Annotated in this window: 15 protein-coding genes; 5 read left to right on the forward strand and 10 right to left on the reverse strand. The window is 72.7% G+C overall.

The features are described 5' to 3' along the window. Positions 1-7: 7 nt before the first annotated feature. On the reverse strand, positions 8-925 hold the full coding sequence (locus tag GNT64_RS16745; RefSeq protein WP_156680547.1) for an alpha/beta fold hydrolase: 918 nt from the start codon (positions 923-925) through the stop codon (positions 8-10). Positions 926-993: 68 nt separating this feature from the next. On the opposite strand from GNT64_RS16745, the gene GNT64_RS16750 reads away from it, so the two are divergent. Continuing rightward, positions 994-1,776 carry a crotonase/enoyl-CoA hydratase family protein gene (locus GNT64_RS16750; RefSeq protein ID WP_156680548.1) on the forward strand — a complete coding sequence of 261 codons (783 nt, stop codon included), beginning with the start codon at positions 994-996 and terminating at the stop codon, positions 1,774-1,776. 33 nt (positions 1,777-1,809) lie between these two features. Here GNT64_RS16750 and GNT64_RS16755 read toward each other — a convergent pair whose 3' ends face one another. The 4 genes from GNT64_RS16755 to GNT64_RS16770 are packed head-to-tail and all read right to left on the reverse strand — an operon-like array spanning position 1,810 to position 6,904. After that, positions 1,810-2,610, reverse strand: a complete 801-nt coding sequence (locus GNT64_RS16755; RefSeq protein WP_156680549.1) for an enoyl-CoA hydratase/isomerase family protein — start codon at positions 2,608-2,610, stop codon at positions 1,810-1,812. 40 nt (positions 2,611-2,650) lie between these two features. After that, entirely contained in the window at positions 2,651-3,640 is a 990-nt protein-coding gene (locus GNT64_RS16760) for a quinone oxidoreductase family protein (RefSeq protein ID WP_231639062.1), read from the reverse strand. Between the two features lie 46 nt (positions 3,641-3,686). Further along, a complete protein-coding gene (locus tag GNT64_RS16765; protein ID WP_197277050.1) occupies positions 3,687-4,496 on the reverse strand; it encodes a crotonase/enoyl-CoA hydratase family protein in 810 nt (269 codons plus the stop codon). Between the two features lie 17 nt (positions 4,497-4,513). Beyond that, positions 4,514-6,904, reverse strand: coding sequence for a CaiB/BaiF CoA-transferase family protein (locus tag GNT64_RS16770; protein ID WP_156680551.1), 2,391 nt, complete (start codon positions 6,902-6,904; stop codon positions 4,514-4,516). A gap of 177 nt (positions 6,905-7,081) precedes the next feature. On the opposite strand from GNT64_RS16770, the gene GNT64_RS16775 reads away from it, so the two are divergent. The 3 genes from GNT64_RS16775 to GNT64_RS16785 are packed head-to-tail and all read left to right on the forward strand — an operon-like array spanning position 7,082 to position 8,564. Further along, complete coding sequence (locus GNT64_RS16775) at positions 7,082-7,861, forward strand: SDR family oxidoreductase (protein ID WP_156680552.1); 780 nt, start codon at positions 7,082-7,084, stop codon at positions 7,859-7,861. 56 nt (positions 7,862-7,917) lie between these two features. Next, positions 7,918-8,175 carry a type II toxin-antitoxin system Phd/YefM family antitoxin gene (locus GNT64_RS16780; protein WP_156680553.1) on the forward strand — a complete coding sequence of 86 codons (258 nt, stop codon included), beginning with the start codon at positions 7,918-7,920 and terminating at the stop codon, positions 8,173-8,175. After that, entirely contained in the window at positions 8,172-8,564 is a 393-nt protein-coding gene (locus GNT64_RS16785; RefSeq protein ID WP_156680554.1) for a type II toxin-antitoxin system VapC family toxin, read from the forward strand. Before GNT64_RS16780 ends, GNT64_RS16785 begins: the two co-directional genes overlap by 4 nt. Before the next feature lie 3 nt (positions 8,565-8,567). On the opposite strand, the gene GNT64_RS16790 is transcribed toward GNT64_RS16785, so the two are convergent. Genes GNT64_RS16790 through GNT64_RS16805 form a run of 4 tightly spaced genes read right to left on the reverse strand, consistent with a single transcriptional unit; the run spans position 8,568 to position 12,796 of the window. Next, positions 8,568-9,689 carry a phosphotransferase gene (locus GNT64_RS16790; RefSeq protein ID WP_156680555.1) on the reverse strand — a complete coding sequence of 374 codons (1,122 nt, stop codon included), beginning with the start codon at positions 9,687-9,689 and terminating at the stop codon, positions 8,568-8,570. Further along, entirely contained in the window at positions 9,635-10,822 is a 1,188-nt protein-coding gene (locus GNT64_RS16795) for an acyl-CoA dehydrogenase family protein (RefSeq protein ID WP_156680556.1), read from the reverse strand. The genes GNT64_RS16790 and GNT64_RS16795 overlap by 55 nt, the downstream gene beginning before the upstream one ends. Next, positions 10,819-11,586 (reverse strand): SDR family NAD(P)-dependent oxidoreductase, encoded by a 768-nt coding sequence (locus GNT64_RS16800; protein ID WP_156680557.1) that lies wholly within the window; start codon positions 11,584-11,586, stop codon positions 10,819-10,821. Before GNT64_RS16800 ends, GNT64_RS16795 begins: the two co-directional genes overlap by 4 nt. Positions 11,587-11,608: 22 nt before the next feature. Continuing rightward, entirely contained in the window at positions 11,609-12,796 is a 1,188-nt protein-coding gene (locus tag GNT64_RS16805) for an acetyl-CoA C-acyltransferase (RefSeq protein WP_156680558.1), read from the reverse strand. Positions 12,797-12,900: 104 nt separating this feature from the next. On the opposite strand from GNT64_RS16805, the gene GNT64_RS16810 reads away from it, so the two are divergent. Continuing rightward, a complete protein-coding gene (locus GNT64_RS16810) occupies positions 12,901-13,521 on the forward strand; it encodes a TetR/AcrR family transcriptional regulator (protein WP_156680559.1) in 621 nt (206 codons plus the stop codon). 71 nt (positions 13,522-13,592) lie between these two features. Here the strand turns inward: GNT64_RS16810 and GNT64_RS16815 are convergent, their stop codons facing one another. After that, positions 13,593-19,322, reverse strand: a complete 5,730-nt coding sequence (locus GNT64_RS16815; RefSeq protein ID WP_156680560.1) for an alpha-2-macroglobulin family protein — start codon at positions 19,320-19,322, stop codon at positions 13,593-13,595. Positions 19,323-19,385: the final 63 nt, after the last annotated feature.

Here is a 19,385-nt window from a genome sequence, read left to right on the forward strand (position 1 = left end):
GACAAGCTCAGCCACCCGTCCCCTCCTCCAGAAACCCTCGCAGCGCCGCCAGGAACGCCGCGAAGCGATCATGGTGCAGCCAGTGGCCGGCATCGTCGAACAGCATCACGCGGGCGTTTCGGAAGTGGGCGGCGCGGCCGTCCTCGGCGGGGTTGGAGGCCCAGCTGTCGCGCCCATAGGCCAGCAGCACCGGGCATGTCACGGCGTGCCACAGCGCATGCAGTTCGGCATCCGTCACCTCCAGCGGCGCGGGCACCCGCAGGTGATTGTCATATTTCCACACGAAGCCGCCATCCTCGGTCCGCCGCAGGCCGTGAACGGTCAGGTGGCGGGCCTGCTCCTCGCTCAGCTGCGGGAACTGCGCCCGCATCCGGCCCAGCGCCTCCTCCACATCGCCGTAGCGGCGCGGCGTGCGGCCGCTCAGCGCCCGCCGCTCGGCCATCCACTCGCGCCACCGCGCATCGATCGGGCGCGCCGCCTGCCTCAGCGCCTCGTCCGGGGCGTAGCCCAGCCCCTCGATCACGACGAGTTTCACCACCCGCTCCGGATACAGCGCCGCGTAGCGCAGCGCGATCGCGCCGCCCAGCGAGTGGCCGACGATCGTCACCGGGCCATCGCCCAGCTGGTCGATCAGCTGCGCCAGATCGCAGGCATAATAGGGCATCAGATAGGCGCCGTCGGGCGACCAGGCGCTGTCGCCATGGCCGCGCAGATCGGGCGCGATCACGTGCCAGTCGCGCCGCAGCGCCCGCGCCGTCCAGTCCCAGCTGCGCGCATGGTCCAGCCCGCCATGGACCAGCACCAGGGTCGGCGCGCCGGGATTGCCCCAGTCGAGATAGTGCAGCCGCAGCCGCTGCGACACGAAGACGCGCGATTCCGGCACGTGCGGTTCCGGCGCGGTTGCGTCACTCTCGTCTGCGGGCATGATCCCTCCTGGCCGGTTTGCGGAGATCCGCATTATCTTCCATCCTCGCGGCGACAAGGGAGCATCGGATGGCGGAGCGGGTGACGATTGCGGTGGAGGCCGGCGTCGCGGACGTGCGACTGAACCGGCCGGACAAGATCAACGCGCTCGATCCCGCGCAGTTCGCGGCGATCGCCGCGGCGATCGATCGCCTGTCCGCCATGGCCGGCGTGCGCGCGGTGGTGCTCTCGGGCGAGGGGCGCGGCTTCTGCGTCGGCATCGATCTGGAGAGTCTCTCCGCCGGCGGCGATCTCGCTCGTCTCGGGCCGCGCACGCACGGCGATGCCAATCTGGTGCAGCAGGTGGCGTGGGGCTGGCGCACGCTGCCGATGCCGGTGATAGCGGCCGTGCACGGCTTCGCCTTGGGCGCCGGCTGCCAGATCATGCTGGGCGCCGACATCCGCCTGTGCGCGCCCGACACGCGGATCGCGCTGATGGAGGCGCGGTGGGGTCTCGCCCCCGACGTCGCCGGCATCGCCCTGCTGCGCGGGCTGGTGCGCGACGATCTCGCCCGCGAACTCGCTTATACCGGGCGGCAGGTCGGCGGCGGGGAGGCGGCGGCGATCGGCCTCGTCACCCGCGTCGCCGCCGATCCGCGCGACGAGGCGCTGGCGCTGGCCCGCGCGATCGCCGCGCAGAGCCCGGCGGCGATGCGCGCCGACAAGCGCCTGTTTAACCTGGCGCGAGAGGCGGACGCACCCGCCATCCTGCGCGCCGAATCGGCCGAGCAGGAGGCGCTGCTGGCCGGCCCCGACCATGCCGAGGCCCTGCGCGCCGCGCGCGAGAAGCGGCCGCCCGTGTTCCAGGATTAGCCCGGCGGGATCGGCGCCGCCGCGCCCGATCGCTCAGCGGCCGGCGAAGTCCGGCGCGCGGCGGTCCAGGAAGGCGCGAATCCCCTGCTGCGCATCGTGGGTAGCCATCGCGCGTTCGATCGTCTCGGCCTCGGCATCGAGATGGTCCGACAGGGTGGCACGATCGGCACCGGCGAGCAGGCGCTTGATCGCGCCATAGGCCGCGGTCGGCCCGCGGGCGATGCGCGCGGCGAGCGCGCGCGCCTCGTCGGCCAGCGCCGCATCGTCGACCACGCGGGTGACGAGGCCGTACCCGGCCGCTTCCGCCGCGTTCAAGCGCCGGCCGGTGAAGGCCAGTTCCTGCGTGCGGCGCAGGCCGATCACGCGCGGCAGCAGCCACGTGGCGCCGCCGTCCGCCGTCAGGCCGATCGCAGGATAGGCGAGGGTGAAGGTGGCGCCGGCGCCGGCCAGCACCACATCGCCGCTCGCCACCAGGCTCAGCCCCGCCCCGGCCGCCGCACCCTGCGCGGCGACGATCACCGGCGCCGGATGGGCGACGAGGTGCCTGATCCCGTCATGCAGCCGGCGCGCGAGGCGGCCGATGAAGGCGGCCGGATCGGCATCGCCGGCGAAGCTGCGGATATCGCCGCCGACGGAGAAGTTGCGGCCTTCCGCCTCGATCAGGATCGCGCGCACCGACGGATCGGCCGCCACCCGCTCGGCGCCGGCGGCGAATGCGTCGAGCAGCGCCCAGTCCATGGCGTTGCCGGCCTCTGGCCGGGCCAGCGTCAGCGTGGCGACACCATCGGCGATGGCAAGGCGAACGGGCGGGGCGGGTTGATCGGGGCTGGTCATCGGTCCTCGCTTGCAGGGGAGTCGGGTGGCGATCGGCCTGTCACGGCAGCAGCACGATCGATCCGGTCGTGCGCCGCGCTTCCAGATCGGCGTGGGCGCGCGCCGCCTCCGCCAGCGGATAGGTGGCGGGCGGCGCGATCCGCACCGCGCCGCGCGCCACGGCCGCGAACACCGCCTCGGCCGCCGTCCGCAGTTCCTCGGGCGTGCGCGTATAGGCGGCCAAGCTCGGCCGCGTGACGTACAGCGATCCCAGCGCGTTCAGCCGCTGCAGGTCGAGCGGCGGGATCGGGCCGGATGCGGCGCCGAAGGCCACCACCAGCCCGCGCGTGCGGGCGCAGGCCAGCGATCCCTCGAACGTGTCGGCGCCCACCCCGTCATAGACCACGGCGACGCCCTCGCCGCCGGTCTCCTCGCGCACGGCGGCGACGAAGTCCTCCTCGTCCGTCACGATCACGCGGGCGCAGCCGCAGCGTTCGGCGATCGCGCGCTTGGCGGCGCTGCCGACGGTGCCGATCACGCGCGCGCCGATATCGGCCGCCCACTGGCAGGCGATCTGCCCGACGCCGCCGGCCGCCGCATGGACGAGGATCGTGTCGCCCGCCTGCACCGGATAGGTGCGGCGGATCAGATATTCGGCGGTGATGCCCTTCAGCAGGATCTGCGCGGCGGTCACGCTGTCCAGCGCGTCTGGCAGCGCGATCAGCTGCGCCGCCGGCCGCACCAGCCGCTCGGCATAGGCGCCGGGCGGCCCGACATAGCCGACCCGGTCGCCGACCGCGAAGCCGGCGACATCCGGCCCCACCGCCTCGATCACGCCCGCGCCCTCATTGCCCGGCACGAACGGCAGCGGCGCCTTGTAGAGGCCGTTGCGGAAGTAGACGTCGATGAAGTTGAGGCCGATCGCCTCGTTGCGCACCACCACCTCGCCGGCGCCGGGCGCGGCGACGTCGATCTCCTCCCAGGAGAGCGCCTCCGCCCCGCCCGTCGCATGCACGCGCATCGCCTTCGTCATCTCGCCCTCCACGGCCATTGGGCGCGTGTAGCGCAGCCGGCGACGATGCGCGACAGGCGCCGTGTCAGCGCGCCTGCCACACCGGCGCGCGCTTCTCGGCAAAGGCGCGCGGCCCTTCACGCGCATCCTCCGATCGCATGACGACGGCGATCTCGGCCTGGGTGCGCGCCCAGAAGAAATCGTCGGCGGCGATGCGGCCGTCCTCCATGCCCAGCGCCATGCGCTTGGATGCCTGGACGGAGAGCGGCGCGTTCACTGCGATCCGCTCGGCCAGCGCCAGCGCCGCCGCCATCAGCCCGGCACGCGGCACCACCTGGTTGACGAGGCCCAGTTCCTGCGCGCGCCGCGCATCGATGGGATCGCCGGTCAGCAGCACCTCCATCGCCACCTTCTTCGGCAGCTGCTGCGCGATGCGGAAGGCGCCGCCGGCGCCGGCCACGATGCCGCGCTTCACTTCCGGCAGGCCGAAGCGCGCCTCCTCCGCCGTCACCACCAGATCGGCGGCAAGCGCTATCTCGGTGCCGCCGCCCAGCGCGGTGCCGTTCACCGCGGCGATCACCGGCTTGCTGATCGGATGGCTGACGAAGCCGGCGAAGCCCCAGGCCAGCTGCTCCGGATCCTCCGGCATCAGCGGCTCCCCGCGCGAGAGCGCCTTCAGGTCCGCGCCTGCGCAGAAGGACTGCTCGCCCGCGCCGGTGATGATGACGACGCGGACCTCGGGATCCTTGTCGGCCGCCTCCAGCGCATAGCCGACGCCCAGGTGGGTCTGCAGGTTCACCGCGTTCCGCGCCTCCGGCCGGTTCAGCGTGATGATCATCACATGGCCGTGCCGCTCGACCAGCACCACGTCGTTGCCCAGTTCCGTATCGTTCATGTCCGCTCCTTCTGATGTCATGCGACGGCGGCGACCGCCGGCCGCTCCGTTCCGATCACGCCGGCCTGCGCCAGCGCCGCGATGTCGTCCTCCGGCAGATGCAGCCAGTCGCGCAGGATCTCGGCGCTCTGCTCGCCCAGCATCGGCGCCGGCCGCTGCGGGGGATCGGGCAGGTGGCGGGAGCGGACGGGCCGCGTCTCCTGCAACAGCGGCTCCGCCACCATCGGGTGCCGCACCGCCGTCAGCAGGTCGCGCGCGCGAAAATAGGGCGATCCGGGCAGTTCGGACACGCGCCGCATCGCGCCCGCCGGCACCCCCGCCGCCTGCAACCGCGCCATCGCCGCATCGGGCGCGAGTTCCTGCGTCCAGGCGGAGACGGCGGCGTCGATCCGCCCGCGCGCGGCGATGCGGCCGGCGCGGTCGGCCAGCGCCGGATCGCCGGCCAGGTCGTCGCGGTCGATCGCGGTGCACAGCCTTGCCCAGTCCGCATCGTCGCGCACCGTGACCGCGCACCATTCGTCGTCGCCGGCGCAGGGGAAGGCATCCCACGGCGCATCCGGCTCGCCGCCGGCAACGGCGTGGCCAGCCGCCTCCAGCGACAGCGCCGCCACCTCCGGCGCCATGTGGCTCAGCATGATCTCCGCCTGCGCCACGCTCACGGTGCCGCCCGCGCCGGTGCGCCACCGGCGGATCAGCAGCGCCAGCACCCCCACCACGCCGATCCGCCCGGCGGCATGATCGGGATAGACGGTGATCGCGTCGGAGAAGCTCTCCGCATCGTCCGGGTAGCGCCAGCGCTGGGTGAGCCCGGCGGAGGCGCGCACGAGCGGCCCGTAACCGAGCCGCCGGCTCCACGGCCCGCTCGCGCCGAAGGCGGAGCTCTCCGCCACGATCAGCCGCGGGTTGATCGCGCGCAGCATGTCGGCGCCCAGCCCCAGCGACTCCATCGTGCCGGGCTTGAAGTTCGAGAGGACGATGTCGGCCTCCGCCGCCAGCTTCAGGAACAGCGCCTTGCCCGCCGGCGCGCGCAGGTTCAGCGACAGGCCGCGCTTGTTGCGGTGCCCGGCGGCGAAGGTGATCGAGAGCGGCACGTTGCCGCGCGTCTGCCGGCTGCCGTCGGGGAAGTCGGCATTCTCCAGCTTCACCACGTCGGCGCCGTAATCGGCCAGCAGCCGGCTCTGCTCGGCACCGACGACGATCACGCCCAGATCGAGCACCCGCAACCCGGCGAGCGGCGCGGCGCCGGCGGCGAGGTCCGGATCGGGGAAGGGCGCGCGCGGCTGCACCGCCGGCTGCGGCACGCCGGCGCGCGCGCCGTCCAGCTCCAGCGCGCCATCAGGGAAGGGCGCGAAGATGCCGCGCGCGATCTCCACCGGGCGGAACGCCCCGCGCGCCGCCATTTGCGGGCTGTGCTCCGCCTCGGCCAGATCAAGCAGCCCGGCCGCCGGCACGCCGTGGCGCTGCCCCTCCGCCTCCAGCTCGGCCCGCGTCCGCCCGGCGAACAGGCGGGCGATCGCGGGCACGAGCGTGGGGGAGGAGAAGCGCGTATCCAGCCGGCTGTAGGCGGGATCGGCGAACGCCTCGGGCCGGCCCATCCACTCGAACATGCCCTGCCACTGCCGCGGCGAGAGCACGCAGAGCCGGACGAACCCGTCGGCGCACGGGATGATCGGATATTGCGCGCCCACCGTCGGCCGCCCGCGCGGCAGCTGGCTGGCGGGGATGCCGGCGGTGGCGCTGCCGGCGATGCCGTAGCCGGGATCGAGCGCCAGCGACGCGCCGTCCAGCACCGAGAAATCGAGGTGATCGCCGGTGCCGCCGCGCAGCCGGGCGTAGAAGGCCAGCAGCAGCACATAGGCGCCTTGCGCGACCGCGCAGTCATAGGCGAGATCGCCCGGCGGCAGCAGCGGCGGCCGCCCGGCGATGCCCGATCGGGAGAGTTCGCCGCTCAGCGCGTGCAGCACCGGATCGGTCGCCTGCCAGCCGGCGAACCCCTCGGTACGGCCGAAGTCGCTGGCGGAAAGGATCACCAGCGCCGGATGGCGGGCGGAGAGGCCCGCCGCATCGAGCAGCGCCGCCGCGTCCGATCCCGGCGCCGTCGTCTCAATCAGCATGTCGGCATCGGCGACGAGATCGTCGAACGCGGCGCGATCGTCCGCATCCGCCAGGTCCAGCCGCGCGCTCCGCTTGCCGCGATTGGCGGCGAGATGATCGAGGCTGACGCCGGCCACGATCCGCCCCTGGCGCCGGTCGGCCGCGCCGTCGCGCGGCTCCACCCGCACCACGTCCGCGCCGAGCTCCGCCAGCAGCCGGCCGATCGCCGCCAGCGGCCCGACCGCGAGATCCAGCACGCGAACGCCGGCGAGCGGCGCCGGCGGTTGCGGCGTTTCCGCAGGCTGCTCGCTCATCCCCGTCTCTCCCCTCATCGGGCGCGCCGGCCCGCTTGTTTCCATGTCGCGACGCTGAGTCGCGGATGCGGCGGATACGGTCAACCTGACCTTCTGGCTGGCGCCGGAACCGGCTTTGCCGCATCGCCGGCTGGATGCGACGCGACGTCGATCGGGCGGAAACGGAGGGAGAGGCGCATGACAGGATCGGGCAGGGTCGCCGGCAAGAAGGCGCTCGTCACGGGCGCGGCGCAGGGGCTGGGCGCGGCGATGGCGCGCATGCTGGCCGCGCACGGCGCCAAGGTGGCGCTGGCCGACATCAACCGCGCGGGCGCCGCAGAGATCGCCGCCGAGATCGACGCCGCGCACGGCGCCGGCACCGCCACCGCTTTGACCCTGGACGTCACCGATGCCGATGCGTGGCCGCACGCGATCGACGACGCCGCGCGGGCGATGGACGGGCTCTCGGTGCTCGTCAACAATGCCGGCATCGCCACGCTCGGCTCGATCGAGGACATGCCGGTCGAGGCATGGCACCGCATCATGGCGGTGAACGTGGACAGCGTGTTCCTGGGCAGCAAGGCGGCGCTGAAGGTGATGCGCGATCACCAACCCGGATCGATCATCAACATCTCGTCGATCGCGGGCATCGTCGCCAGCCACGCCTTTGTCGGCTACAACACCTCAAAGGCGGCGGTGTGGATGCTGACGAAATCGATCGCGCTGCACTGCGCGCGGGAGAAGCTGGCGATCCGCTGCAATTCCGTCCACCCGAGCTTCGTCGATACCCCGCTGATCGAGGGGCTGGCGCGCGGCACGGCGGAGGAGCGCAATGCCAAGCTCGCCCGCCAGATCCCGCTCGGCATGATCGCCGCGCCGGACGACGTCGCCTACGCCGTCCTGTACCTGGCCTCGGACGAGAGCCGGATGATGACCGCGTCGGAACTGAAGCTGGATGGCGGCCTCTCCGCGATGTGAGAGCCGTTGAAATGGACCAGTGGATGGTCTACTTCGAATGTCGGAGGAGCTTGACGATGGACGTCTCCGTCACCGCCGCCAAGGCGCAGCTTACCGATCTGGTCCGCCGAGCGGAGGCAGGGGAGGATGTGGTGCTGACCCGGCATGGTCAGCCGGCAGTGCGCCTCGTACCCGTCGCCGCCAAGGTTGATCCGGAACGGCGCGCGGCGCTGATGCGACAACTGGCCCGCGAGGGTGGCGCGAAGGCGTTGCCCGGGCCGTGCGCGGCGAGAAGCCAAGACTTTCTCTATGGCGACGACGGTCTGCCTGCGTGAAGGCGATCGACACGTCGGCCCTGCTTACGATCGCACTCGACGAGCCAAGGGCATCCGATTGTATCGAGGCCATCAAGGCGGAAACGCACTGGATCATATCCGCCGGCACGGTGGCCGAAGCACTGATCGTGGCGCGGAGACGGGATGTCGGCGACATCGTTGAGGGGGTGATAGGCGCCGGGGGCGTCGAGATCGTTCCCGTCACCGCCGCCTCCGCCCGTCTTGCCGCGGACGCCTATGATCGCTGGGGCAAGGGCGTTCACCCCGCTGCGCTCAACCTCGGCGACTGCTTCGCCTACGCGCTGGCCAGGGAGCGCGCGTGCCCGCTGCTCTATATCGGCGACCATTTCACCCGGACCGATATCGTACCCGCGCTGTCGGCCGGCTGAGCCTCAGCGCGCCCCCGCCCGCTCGGCCTGCTCCCAGGCCAGCCGGGCGAGCGCCGGGAAGGCATCGGCGCGCAGCTTGGCCTCGGCATTGGCGGCGGTGCCGCGCAGGTAGCGGCCCTTGATGCCGTGGATGATCGCGGCGAAGCGGAAGAAGTTGAACGCCATGTAGAAATCGTAGCCGGGCACGGAGTCGCGGCCCGTCCGCCGGCAGTAGGCGGCCAGATACGCCTCCTCGCTCGGGATGTTCAGCGCCGTAAGATCGGCCCCGGCGAGGCCCGGCACCACCAGCGGCGGCATCCGGTACATCATCGCATGATAGGCGAAGTCGGCCAGCGGATGGCCGAGGGTGGAGAGCTCCCAGTCCAGCACCGCCAGCACGCGCGGCTCGGTGGGGTGGAAGATCATGTTGTCGGCGCGGAAATCGCCGTGGACGATGCTCGTCTCGTCGCCCGGCGGCACGTTCGCCGGCAGCCACTCGACCAGCCGATCCATGTACGGATCGCGCCCGGCCTCGTCGTCGGCCACATACTGCTTGGACCAGGTGCCGATCTGGCGCTCGATATAATTGCCCGTGCGGCCGTAGTCGCCGAGGCCGACCGCCTGATAGTCGATGCCGTGCAGGTGGGCGATCGTGGCGTTCATCGCGTCGAAATAGGCCGGTCGCTCGTCCCGGCTCACGTCGGGGAAGGTCGCGTCCCACATGATGCGGCCCTCCACCATGTCCATGACGAAGAACCAGGTGCCGATCACCTCGTCGTCGGTGCACAGGCCGTGGACGTGGGCGACGGGCAGGCCGCCCTGCTCCACGCCGCGCAGCACCCTGGCCTCGCGGTCCACCGCATGGGCGCCCTTCAGCAGCTGGCCCGGCGGCTTGCGCCGCAGCACATAATCGTGGCCCGGCGTGCGCAGCTTGTAGGTGGGGTTCGATTGCCCGCCCTTGAACTGCTCCACCGTCAGCGGCCCGGCATAGCCGGCGACGTTCCGCTCCATCCACCCCGCCAGCGCCGCCTCGTCGAAGCGGTGCTGGTCGCGCACGGCGGTGGTGCCGGTCTGGCTCTCGGTATCGAAGCTCAAGCGGGCTTCTCCGCGAGGAAATCGCGCTTCACCTTCTTGGCGAGCGACCATTTGTGCACCTCGGTCGGCCCGTCATAGATGCGGAAGGCGCGGATCTCGCGGTAGAAGGCCTCCACCGGCGTGTCGCGCGTCACGCCGGTGCCGCCCATAACCTGCACGCAGCGATCCGCCACGCGGGAGAGCGCCTCGGACACCGCCACCTTCGCCATCGAGCTCTCGGTCGTGCCGAGCGCGCCCGTGTCGAGCACGTCGGCGCACCAGTCGATCATCAGCTCGGCCTGCTTCAGGTCGATCAGATTCTCGGCGAGCATGAAGCCGACGCCCTCATGATCCACCAGCAGCTTGCCGAACGCCTTGCGGCGGCAGGCATAAGCGGTGGCCTCCTCGTGCGCCCGCGTCGCCACGCCGTGCCAGCGCATGCAGTGGGAAAGGCGCGCGGGGGAGAGGCGGATCTGGGCATATTTGAAGCCCTCGCCCGACTGGCCGAGCATCTGGTCGGCCGGCACGCGCAGGTCGACCAGGTCCAGCTCGGCGTGGCCGCCGGTCATCCCGTCGTCGATCGTGTCGAGCAGGCGGACGAGCCGGATCGCCGGATCGGGCAGGTCGACGAGGAACATGCACGCCCCGTCCTCCGACTTCGCCATGACGATGCCGACCTTGGCGCCCTCGTAGCCGGTGATGAACTTCTTGCGGCCGTTGATCACCCAGTGGTTGCCGTCCAGCCGGCACGTCGTCTTCATCATCGAGGGGTCGGAACCGGCGCCCTCCTCGTCGGCCGGCTCGGTCATGAAGAAGGCGGAGCGGGCGCGGCCCTCCACCAGCGGCTTCAGGAAGCGCTCCTTCAGCTCGGGGCTGCCCACCTTGCCGATCAGGTACATGTTGCCCTCGTCGGGCGCCGTGGTGTTCACGGCGCTGGGGCCAAGGATCGACAGGCCGGACTTCTTCAGCACCGTCGCCGTCTCGCGCTGGCTCAGGTGGCTGCCGTCGGGAAGGATGTGCGGCGTCAGTACACCGGCCGCGCGGGCCAGCTCCTTCAGCTCCTGCACCATCTCCTCGCTGGGGCCGTGGGAGTTGCGACGCGGATCCTTCTCGTACGGGAACACCACCTCGCGGACGAACTTCTCCACCTTGGCGGCGATCTCCGCAGTCTTCTCGGGGCCGACCCCGGCGTCCGCGCCGCTCATCGCGGCGCCATCCGGATCGCGCCGTCCAGGCGGATCGTCTCGCCGTTCAGCATGGGATTGGCGATGATCGATTCGGCGAGCATGGCATATTCCTCCGGTCGCCCGAGACGGCTCGGGAAGGGGATCTGGCGGCCGAGCGAGTCCTGCGCGTCCTGCGGCAGGCCCGCCATCATCGGCGTCCAGAAGATGCCGGGGGCGATCGTCACCACCCGGATGTTCCAGCGGGCCAGCTCGCGTGCGGCCGGCAACGTCAGCGCCATCACGCCGCCCTTGGAGGCGCCGTAGGCGGGCTGGCCCACCTGCCCCTCATAGGCCGCGACTGAGGCGGTGTTGATGATGACGCCGCGCTCCCCGTCCGGCCCGATCGGCTCGGCGCCGTGCAGCCGCGCCGCCATCTTGGAGAGGACGTTGAACGTGCCGGTGAGGTTGATCGCCACCACCCTGGCGAAGCGATCGAGCGGCAGCGGCTTGCCGTCGCGATCGATGATCTTCTCGGCGGTGGCGATGCCGGCGCAGTTCACCAGCACCCGCGCGACGCCGTGGCGGGCCTCCGCCTCCTCGATCGCCGACTGCACGTTCGCCTCGTCGGCCACGTCGACGCGGACGAAGTGCCCGCCCAGCTCGGCCGCCTTGGCGTTGCCCTGATCGACGTTGAGATCGAAGATCGTCACCTTCGCGCCGCCGCGCGCCAGCATCTCGGCCGTGGCCGCGCCGAGGCCGGAAGCCCCGCCGGTCACGATCGCGCCTACCCCCTGAAGATCCATGCCGATAGTCTCCCGAAAATCCTCAGACCAGTTCCACCGCGATCGCCGTCGCCTCGCCGCCGCCGATGCAGAGCGCGGCGACGCCACGCTTAAGCCCGCGATTCTTCAGCGCCGCAACCAGAGTCGCGATGATCCGCGCGCCCGATGCCCCGATCGGATGCCCTAGAGCCGTCGCGCCGCCGTTCACATTGATCTTTTCGTGAGGGATGGCGAGATCGCGCATCGCGATCATCGTCACGGCCGCAAAGGCCTCGTTCACCTCGAACAGGTCGACGTCGGCCACGCTCCACCCCGCCTTGTCCAGCACCTTGCGGATCGCCGGCACGGGCGCGGTGGTGAAGTCGGCGGGCGCGTGCGCGTGCGCGGCGGTCGCCACGATGCGCGCCTCCTGCGTCATGCCGTTGGCCTCGGCCACGCTCGCCCGCGTCATCACCAGCGCCGCCGCCCCGTCGGAGATGGAGGAGGCGTTGGCCGCGGTGATCGTGCCGTCCTTGGCGAAGGCGGGCTTCAGGCCGGGGATCTTCTCCGGCCGGGCGTTGCCGGGCTGCTCGTCGGTCGTCACCACCGTCTCGCCGCGCCGGCCGGCCACGGTGACGGGCACCACCTCGCTGGCGAAGGCGCCGCCCTCGATCGCCGCATTGGCGCGGGCGAGGCTCTCCACCGCATAGGCGTCCTGCGCGGCACGGGTGAACTGATAGTCGCGCACCGCATCCTCGGCGAAGGCGCCCATCGGCTTGCCCGGCGTATAGGCGTCCTCCAGCCCGTCCAGCATCATCGAATCGTAGATCATGTCATGGCCGATACGCGCGCCGGCGCGGTGCTTCTGCATCAGGAAGGGCGCGTTCGTCATGCTCTCCATGCCGCCCGCCACGATCACGTCGGCGGTGCCGGCGGCCAGCGCCTCGTGCGCCATGATCGCCGCCTGCATGCCCGATCCGCACATCTTGTTGACCGTGGTCGCCTCCACCGAGGTGGGCAGCCCCGCCTTCAGCGCCGCCTGCCGCGCCGGCGCCTGGCCGAGCCCGGCCGGCAGCACGCAGCCCATGTAGATACGGTCGATCGCGTCCGGCGACACGCCCGATCGCTCGACCGCCGCCTTCACCGCCGTCGCGCCGAGCTCGGTCGCGGTGGCGCCGGCGAGCGCGCCCTGGAAGCCGCCCATCGGCGTGCGCGCGAACGAGGAGATGATGACGGGATCGGCGGTGGACATAAAGCTGCTCCAGCATGGCCGGGCGCGACCGGGCACGGGCGCGCGGCCGGCTTTCTTTACTCGCGAGTAGTTGCTCCTATCTTCGGTATATGTCAACAAGCCCCATGAACGAGCCGCCCCCCGCCTCCCCGTTCCGCACGCCGCAGGAGCGCGCGGAGGAGCGGGCCCGCAAGCGCGAGGTGCTGCTGGTGGCGGCGGTGCGGATGTTCAACGAACGCGGCTTCCACGCGACCTCGCTCGACGATGTCGCGGCCAGCGTGGGCGTGACCAAGCCGGTGATCTACCATTATCTCGGCAACAAGGATCAGGTGCTGTTCGAATGCGTCCGCATCGGCCTGGCGCAGCTGACGGCGGCGACCCACGCGGCGCGCGAGCAGCCCGGCACCGGGCTCGATCGGCTCAGGCAGTTCCTCCGCCGCTATGCCGAGGCGAACATGGCCGATTTCAGCCGCTGCGTGATCCGCACCGGCGACGAGGCGCTCTCGCCGGAGAGCGCCGCGCAGTTCCGCGCGCTGAAGTCGGAGCTCGATCGCGCGATGCGGGCCATGCTGGCGGAGGCGGCGGCAGACGGATCGGCGCGGGTGGACGACATCTGGCTGACCGCCTTCACCTTCGCCGGCGCGCTCAACTGGCCCGCCCGCTGGCACCGGCCGGACGGCAGGCTGAGCCCCGCCCAGATCGCCGAACGCATGGTGGACCTGCTGGTGGAAGGCATCGCGGCGTAGCACGGCTTGCCGGCAGTTGGCATCCTTGCCGGCTCGAACACGCGCAGCAGCGGAACCCGAAGCGCCTGCCGCTACCGCGCGCTCACCACCATCGGCGCGTTCGGCACGGCGGCGCGGATCTCGGGCGAGTACATCGCCTCCACCCGGCTCGGCGGCAGCTGGAAACGGCCCTCGCCGTTCAGCCGCAGCGTATATTCCACCGTCGCCCGGCCGCGCGGCAGCCAGGCGAAATAGCCGCGCCACGCATCCTGGCCGCGCTCGACATAAGCCGGCTGCGCGCCCTCGCCGCCCTGAGCCGCCGCCAGCTGCGCCGATTGGCCGCCCAGCCCGCCGACGATGGTGGCGCCGGCGGGGATCGGATCGCTCACCACCACCCAGTTGCGCTCGGCGGAGGCGTCCACCGTCAGGCGGACGCGCAGCACGTCGCCGCGGGTCAGCCGGTCCGGGTGCCGCCGCTGCACCACCGATACGGCGCGCGACAGCCGGTAGCCGGCGAACAGCGGCCGGGCGAGCGGCACGGCGGCCGTCAGCGACACCTGCGCCCACGGCCCGGCCCCGCCGGCATGGGCCAGCAGCAGCGGTGCCGGGCCGGCCGGCAGCGGCAGGCGCAGCAGCGGCGCGTCGGCCGCCGGCCACGATGCCGTGCGCGTGGTGGCGCCCAGCCGCACCGTCGTCGCGCCCGTCACCGCGCCCGGCGGGTAGAGCGCGGCGAAGCGGCGCGCGGCGAGCGTGCCCCAGGCGTTGGCCGGCGTCGTATCCCAGCGCCCCTGCCGCTGGCGCAGCGCCACGCCTACCATCATGCGCGGCGCCTCCTCCTGCCAGCCGGGCCGACCGAGGCTGGCGAGCAGCGCCTTGATCGCCATCTCGTCGCCGCTCGTCATCATCCACCACGGCGCGGCGGCGGCATCGGTCAGGTCCAGCCGCGATCCCTCGTAGACCAGACGCGCGCGCAGAGCCTGCTCGGCGGCGGCGCGCGCGGCGGGATCGGTGCCGGGCGTGGCGGAGAGCGCGACGAGCCAGTCGGCCAAGGCGGAGGTGGGCATGTCGCGCGGCGCCATCCCGATCTGGCCGAACATCGCCGGCGTCGCCGCGCCGTTGCGCGCCAGCGCGGCCAGGGCCGCCAGCCGCTGGAGCCGCTGGTCGCCGCGCCCCTCGCCCTCGCGCGCCAGCCGCCCCTCGGCCACGGCCGCCAGCGCCGCCAGCATCCGCGCGCGCGGGCCGGCCGGGATCGCCAGCCCGGCCTCGGCGGTGATCGCCATCGCATAGGCGGTCAGCGCCTCGCTGCCCTCGGCGCCCTCGTCGGGGAAGTAGCGCAGCAGGCCGTCGCCATCGAGATAGGCGGGGATCTCGCCCGCCAGCCGCGCCCAGCCGGCCATGTCGCCGGTGGCGATCGCGCGGGACAGTCGCTGCTCGAAGCAGTCGTAGGGATAGGCCAGCATATAGCGCCGCACCCCCTCCAGCGGCGGCGCCAGCGCGGCGGTGAGCCGCACCTGCACTTCGCCCCGCCCCGGCAGCGCGCCGGCCGGCGGGGCCAAAGCGATGCGCGTCTGCGGCCCCACGCGGGCCAGCGTGGCGGCCCATGTCTCCAAAGGCACGGCGGGGACGATCGCCTGCGCCACCGTCACCCGGTCGGCCGCGCGGCCGTCGGCGGTGCGGGCGGAGACGGTCCAGTCGAGCCGGTCGATCCCGGCGGGGGTGGGCAGGTGCCACGTCACCGGCACCGCGCCGCCCGCCGGGATCGTCACGGTCAGCGGCGCGGCGCGGCCGATGCGCGGCATGGTGGTGGCGCTGGCCGTCACCGTCATCGCTCGGTCGCTGCCGTTGCGCAGCGTGAAGCTGGCGCCATAGACGTCGCCGCTGCGCACCAGCGGCGGCACGCCGGCATAGAGCGTCAGATCCTGCGTCGTGCGGATCGTCGCCTCGCCGGTGGCGAAGCGGTCGGCCCCGGCCGTCGCCACCGCGACCAGGCGGAAGGCGGACAGTGAATCGGCCAGCGGCACCGCCACCCGCGCACGGCCCTGCGCGTCCAGCGGCACCCGCCCGCGCCACAGCAGCACCGGGCGGAAATCCTCGCGGTTGACGGCGGAGAGGTCGCCGCCGCCGCCGCCCGCCGCCACCGCCTTGCGGCCATAATGGCGCTTGCCGACGACCTGCATCTGGGCGGTGGAGGTGAGGACGGAGAGCGGCCGCTCCGCCATCATCGCGTCGATCAGCTGCCAGCTGGGATTGGGCGAGAGCTGGAGCAGCGCCTCGTCCACCGCGGCGAAGGCGATCTCGGCCGATCGCGGCGCGCGGCCGGCGGGATCGCGCACCCGCACCGCCACCTGCGCCACGTCCCGCACGCGATAGATCGCGCGGTCCGCCTTCACCTCCACGGCCAGCCGGCTCGCCTCCCAGCCGACCGCGATCTTGGCCGTACCCAGCCGGAAGCCGGGCTTGGCGAGATCGACGAGCGCCGTCGGCCGGGCGCCCTCGCGGCTGAAGAAGGGCAGGTGCCAGCGCCGGGCGAAGTCCGCCAGCCACAGCCGCCAGCCGGCGATCCGCCCGCGCACCGCCAGCACCGAGACGTAGACGTCGGGCGCGTAGCCGGCGCCGAGCTTCACCGAGACGACCGGATCCCTGCCCGAGAGCTGCGTGACGTAGCTGGAGAGCACGCCCTCCCGCTCGACGGTGACGAGGGCGGTGGCGGCGCGGAACGGCATCCGCACCTGGAAGCGCGCGGTCTCGCCGGCGCGATAGGCCTTGCGCTCCGGCACCAGATCCATGCGGTCGCCATTGTCGCCGCCGAACCACCACTCGTCCTCGCCCGCCAGCCATACCGATCGCACCGCGCGCGAGACGTTGCCGGCATCGTCCTCGGCGGTCGCCACGGCATACACCTCGCCCGACACGCCCGGCGCCAGCGCGCAGGCCGCCTGCCCCTGCGCGTCGGTGCGGGCGGCGCAGGCGGCGTCGATCCGCGTCACCCGCGCATTGTTGTCGAAGGCGTAGAAGCCGCCGATCAGCCGCCGCCTCGCCGAGATCACCTCCCGGCTGTAGAGCGTCACGGAGACCCGGCGGCCCTTCACCGGCCTGCCCTCCGCATCCAGCACCACCAGCTTCAGCCGCAGGTCGTCGTCGCGCATCAGCCAGCCGTCGGTCTTCAGCCCCACGCGCACGGCGGAGGGCAGGATCGGCACCCGGCTCGCCGCCGTCAGCACCTCGCCATTGGCGTCCTGATAGTCCATCTCCACCGCCAGGATCGTCGGCGTGTCGATCGTGCGCGGCAGGTCGATGGCGGTGCGCGCGGTGCCCTGTGCGTCCAGCGTCACCGGCAGCGTCTGGGCGGGCGGCAGCGGCGGCGCGATCGCCTCGCCGTCGCCGTCCAGCGGGGTCACGCCCTCGCGAATGGCCGTGCCGCCGAAGGTCCAGCCGTCCCACCCCTTGGGCGTCGAATCGTCGCCCTCGAAGGCGGTCCGCACGCTGACCGGCATGTGCGCCGCGCCGCCGCCGCTCAGATAGCCGACATACAGGTTCAGCGGCAGCCGCTTCGGCCGCACCGCCGCCTCTTTCGGGCCGGCGATCGTCGCGCGCATCGTCGGCAGGCGATACTCGTCCACCCGGATCGACTGGCTGGTGAAGATCGTCTTCTCGCCGACGATCAGGCGCAGGTCGTAATCGCCCTGCGGCGCGCCCTTCGGCGCGGTCCATTCCGTCTCGCCGATGCCGTCGGCGCCGATCGCCAGCGGCAGATCGAACTGCGTGTCGGATCCGCGATGGACGAGCCGCAGGGTGCCGTCGACCTCCCCGGTGAAGGCGAAGCCGCGCGCCACCGGCCGGCGCAGCACATGCTTCATGTGCACGGTCTCGCCGGCGCGCATCAGCGTGCGATCGAAGATCGTGTGGAAGATGTCGTCGGGCGCGCTCCAGCCGAACGGCAGGTCGAAATCGTAGGGCCGGATGCCTTCGCCCCACGTCGTCATCGTGAAGCTGAAGTCGCCGCCGCTGCGGGCCGAGACCATCAGCGGGTGCGAGTCGCCGTCGCACCCGCCATAGGATACCGGCTCCGGCAGGCCGCGCACCGGCAGCCGGCCGGCCGCGTCGCTGGTGCCGCCGGCCAGCAGGCGGCCGGAGCAGCTGTCCGTCACCAGCACCTCGGCGCCCGCCACGGGGCGGCCGCTGTCCAGCGCCGTCACCCAGGCCAGCGAGACGCCGCGACCCCATTTGAAGTGCACCGCCATGTTGGTGACGAGCGCGCCCGCCGCCACGTAGCGCGGCGCGTTCCGCCCGAGCAGCGCCCGCCCGAGCGTCGGGCTGGCCAGTTCGACGACGTAGAAGCCCGGCTTCGCCAGCGGGATGCCGACCACCTCGAACGCCTTGCCGCCGCCCGGCAGCGGCAGCGACAGCGGGGTGGCGCCGGCCGCGCCGGCCAGGATCGGGGTGGCGCCGGTGTGGTTCACCGTCACCTCCGCCTTGCCGCGCTTCTCCTCGCGATAGTCGTTCGCGGCCGCCTTCTCGATCCGGCGCAGCCACCCGGCGACCGCGCCGTCTCCGGCCTCGATGCGGGCAATCTGCCCGCCCACAGCCAGGGTCGATCCGCGCAGGCGCGGCTCCACGGCGCGCACCGTCACCGGCAGCACGCCGCCCTCCGCGGCCTCGACGATGCCGAAATCGGCGGCGAACTTCACCAGCGGCGGCGGCGCGTCGATCCGCACGTCGAGCGGGAAGCGCCGGGCGTTGGCGAGCGGCCGGCCGCTCTCGTCGATCACGCCGTCCGGCAGCACGAGGCGGCCGGCGCTCGCCGCCGGCAGCGGCGCGGCGAAGCGCACCTCCGTCACCGTGGCGGAGGCCGGCTTCTCCGTTACCGGGGCGATCGCCCGGCCCGCGATCTCCAGCCGGATCGCGCGGGCGGTGGCGATCGGCACGGGCGCGGTGAAGCGCACATAAGCGGGCTCCACCGGGCTGCACCCGGCCTGCGGGTTCACCCGCGCGCATTCGAAGCGCGCCTCGAAGCTCTTGCGCACGGTGAAGTCGAAGCGGCGGTCCGCGCCCGCCGTCCGCCCGCCGCCGGCGATGTCCCGGCCCCATACCAGCGCCATGTCCCGCCCTGGCGGCAGCGGGCGGCGGCACTTCAGCGCCATGACGGTCCGCAGCACGGCGGCGCGCGCGCGCGGGTCCGCCTGCTGCGGCTCCGGCAGGCCCGCCTCGGCCAGGAAGCCCCTCACCTCGTAGCGGTCGCGGCCCAGGCCGGCGATCAGCCGCGCCGGCAGGTCGGCCGGCAGCAGATCGACGGCGATCTTCTCGCCCAGGCCATCCACCGCGCAATAAGCGTGCGCCGCCACCGATGCGCGATCCGGCGCGACGTTGGCGGCGACGAGGAAGACCTGCCCCTCCTCGATCTCGTCACCGCCGCCGCCGGCCAGGATCGCCCGCGCCGCCGGCCCGCCGGTATCGACGACGAAGCGCCGCTGGCCGGCGATCGCGATGCCGCGCAGGCTCTTCAGATCGTCGCGCAGGGCAAGGCGGCACGTCACGCCGCCGGGCAGGGGACGGGCGAATTCGTGGACGAAGGTCTGCTGGTCCACCCATCGGCCGGTGCCGCCGATCGGGCAGGCGACCGTCACCGGCGCGCCGGCGCGCGGATCGCCGAGCGGCACTATCGCCTCGGAAAAGCGCAGCGTGAACCGCTCCACCACGCCGCCGCCCTCGCCGGGCGAGGCCAGCACCACCTGCGGGCTGGTATCGCCGGATGCCGATGCCGAGAGGAAGCCCAGCGCCAGCGCGGCTACCGCGAGCGCCGCCGCGCCGATCCGTTTCCGCATTCCCCGCCCTCTCTGCCCGACCGCAGACTGCCCTCAAATGTGTCCCAAATCCAGTATTCCGCG

It is taken from the genome of Sphingomonas profundi, from assembly GCF_009739515.1.
In the GTDB taxonomy this organism is placed as follows: domain Bacteria; phylum Pseudomonadota; class Alphaproteobacteria; order Sphingomonadales; family Sphingomonadaceae; genus Alterirhizorhabdus; species Alterirhizorhabdus profundi.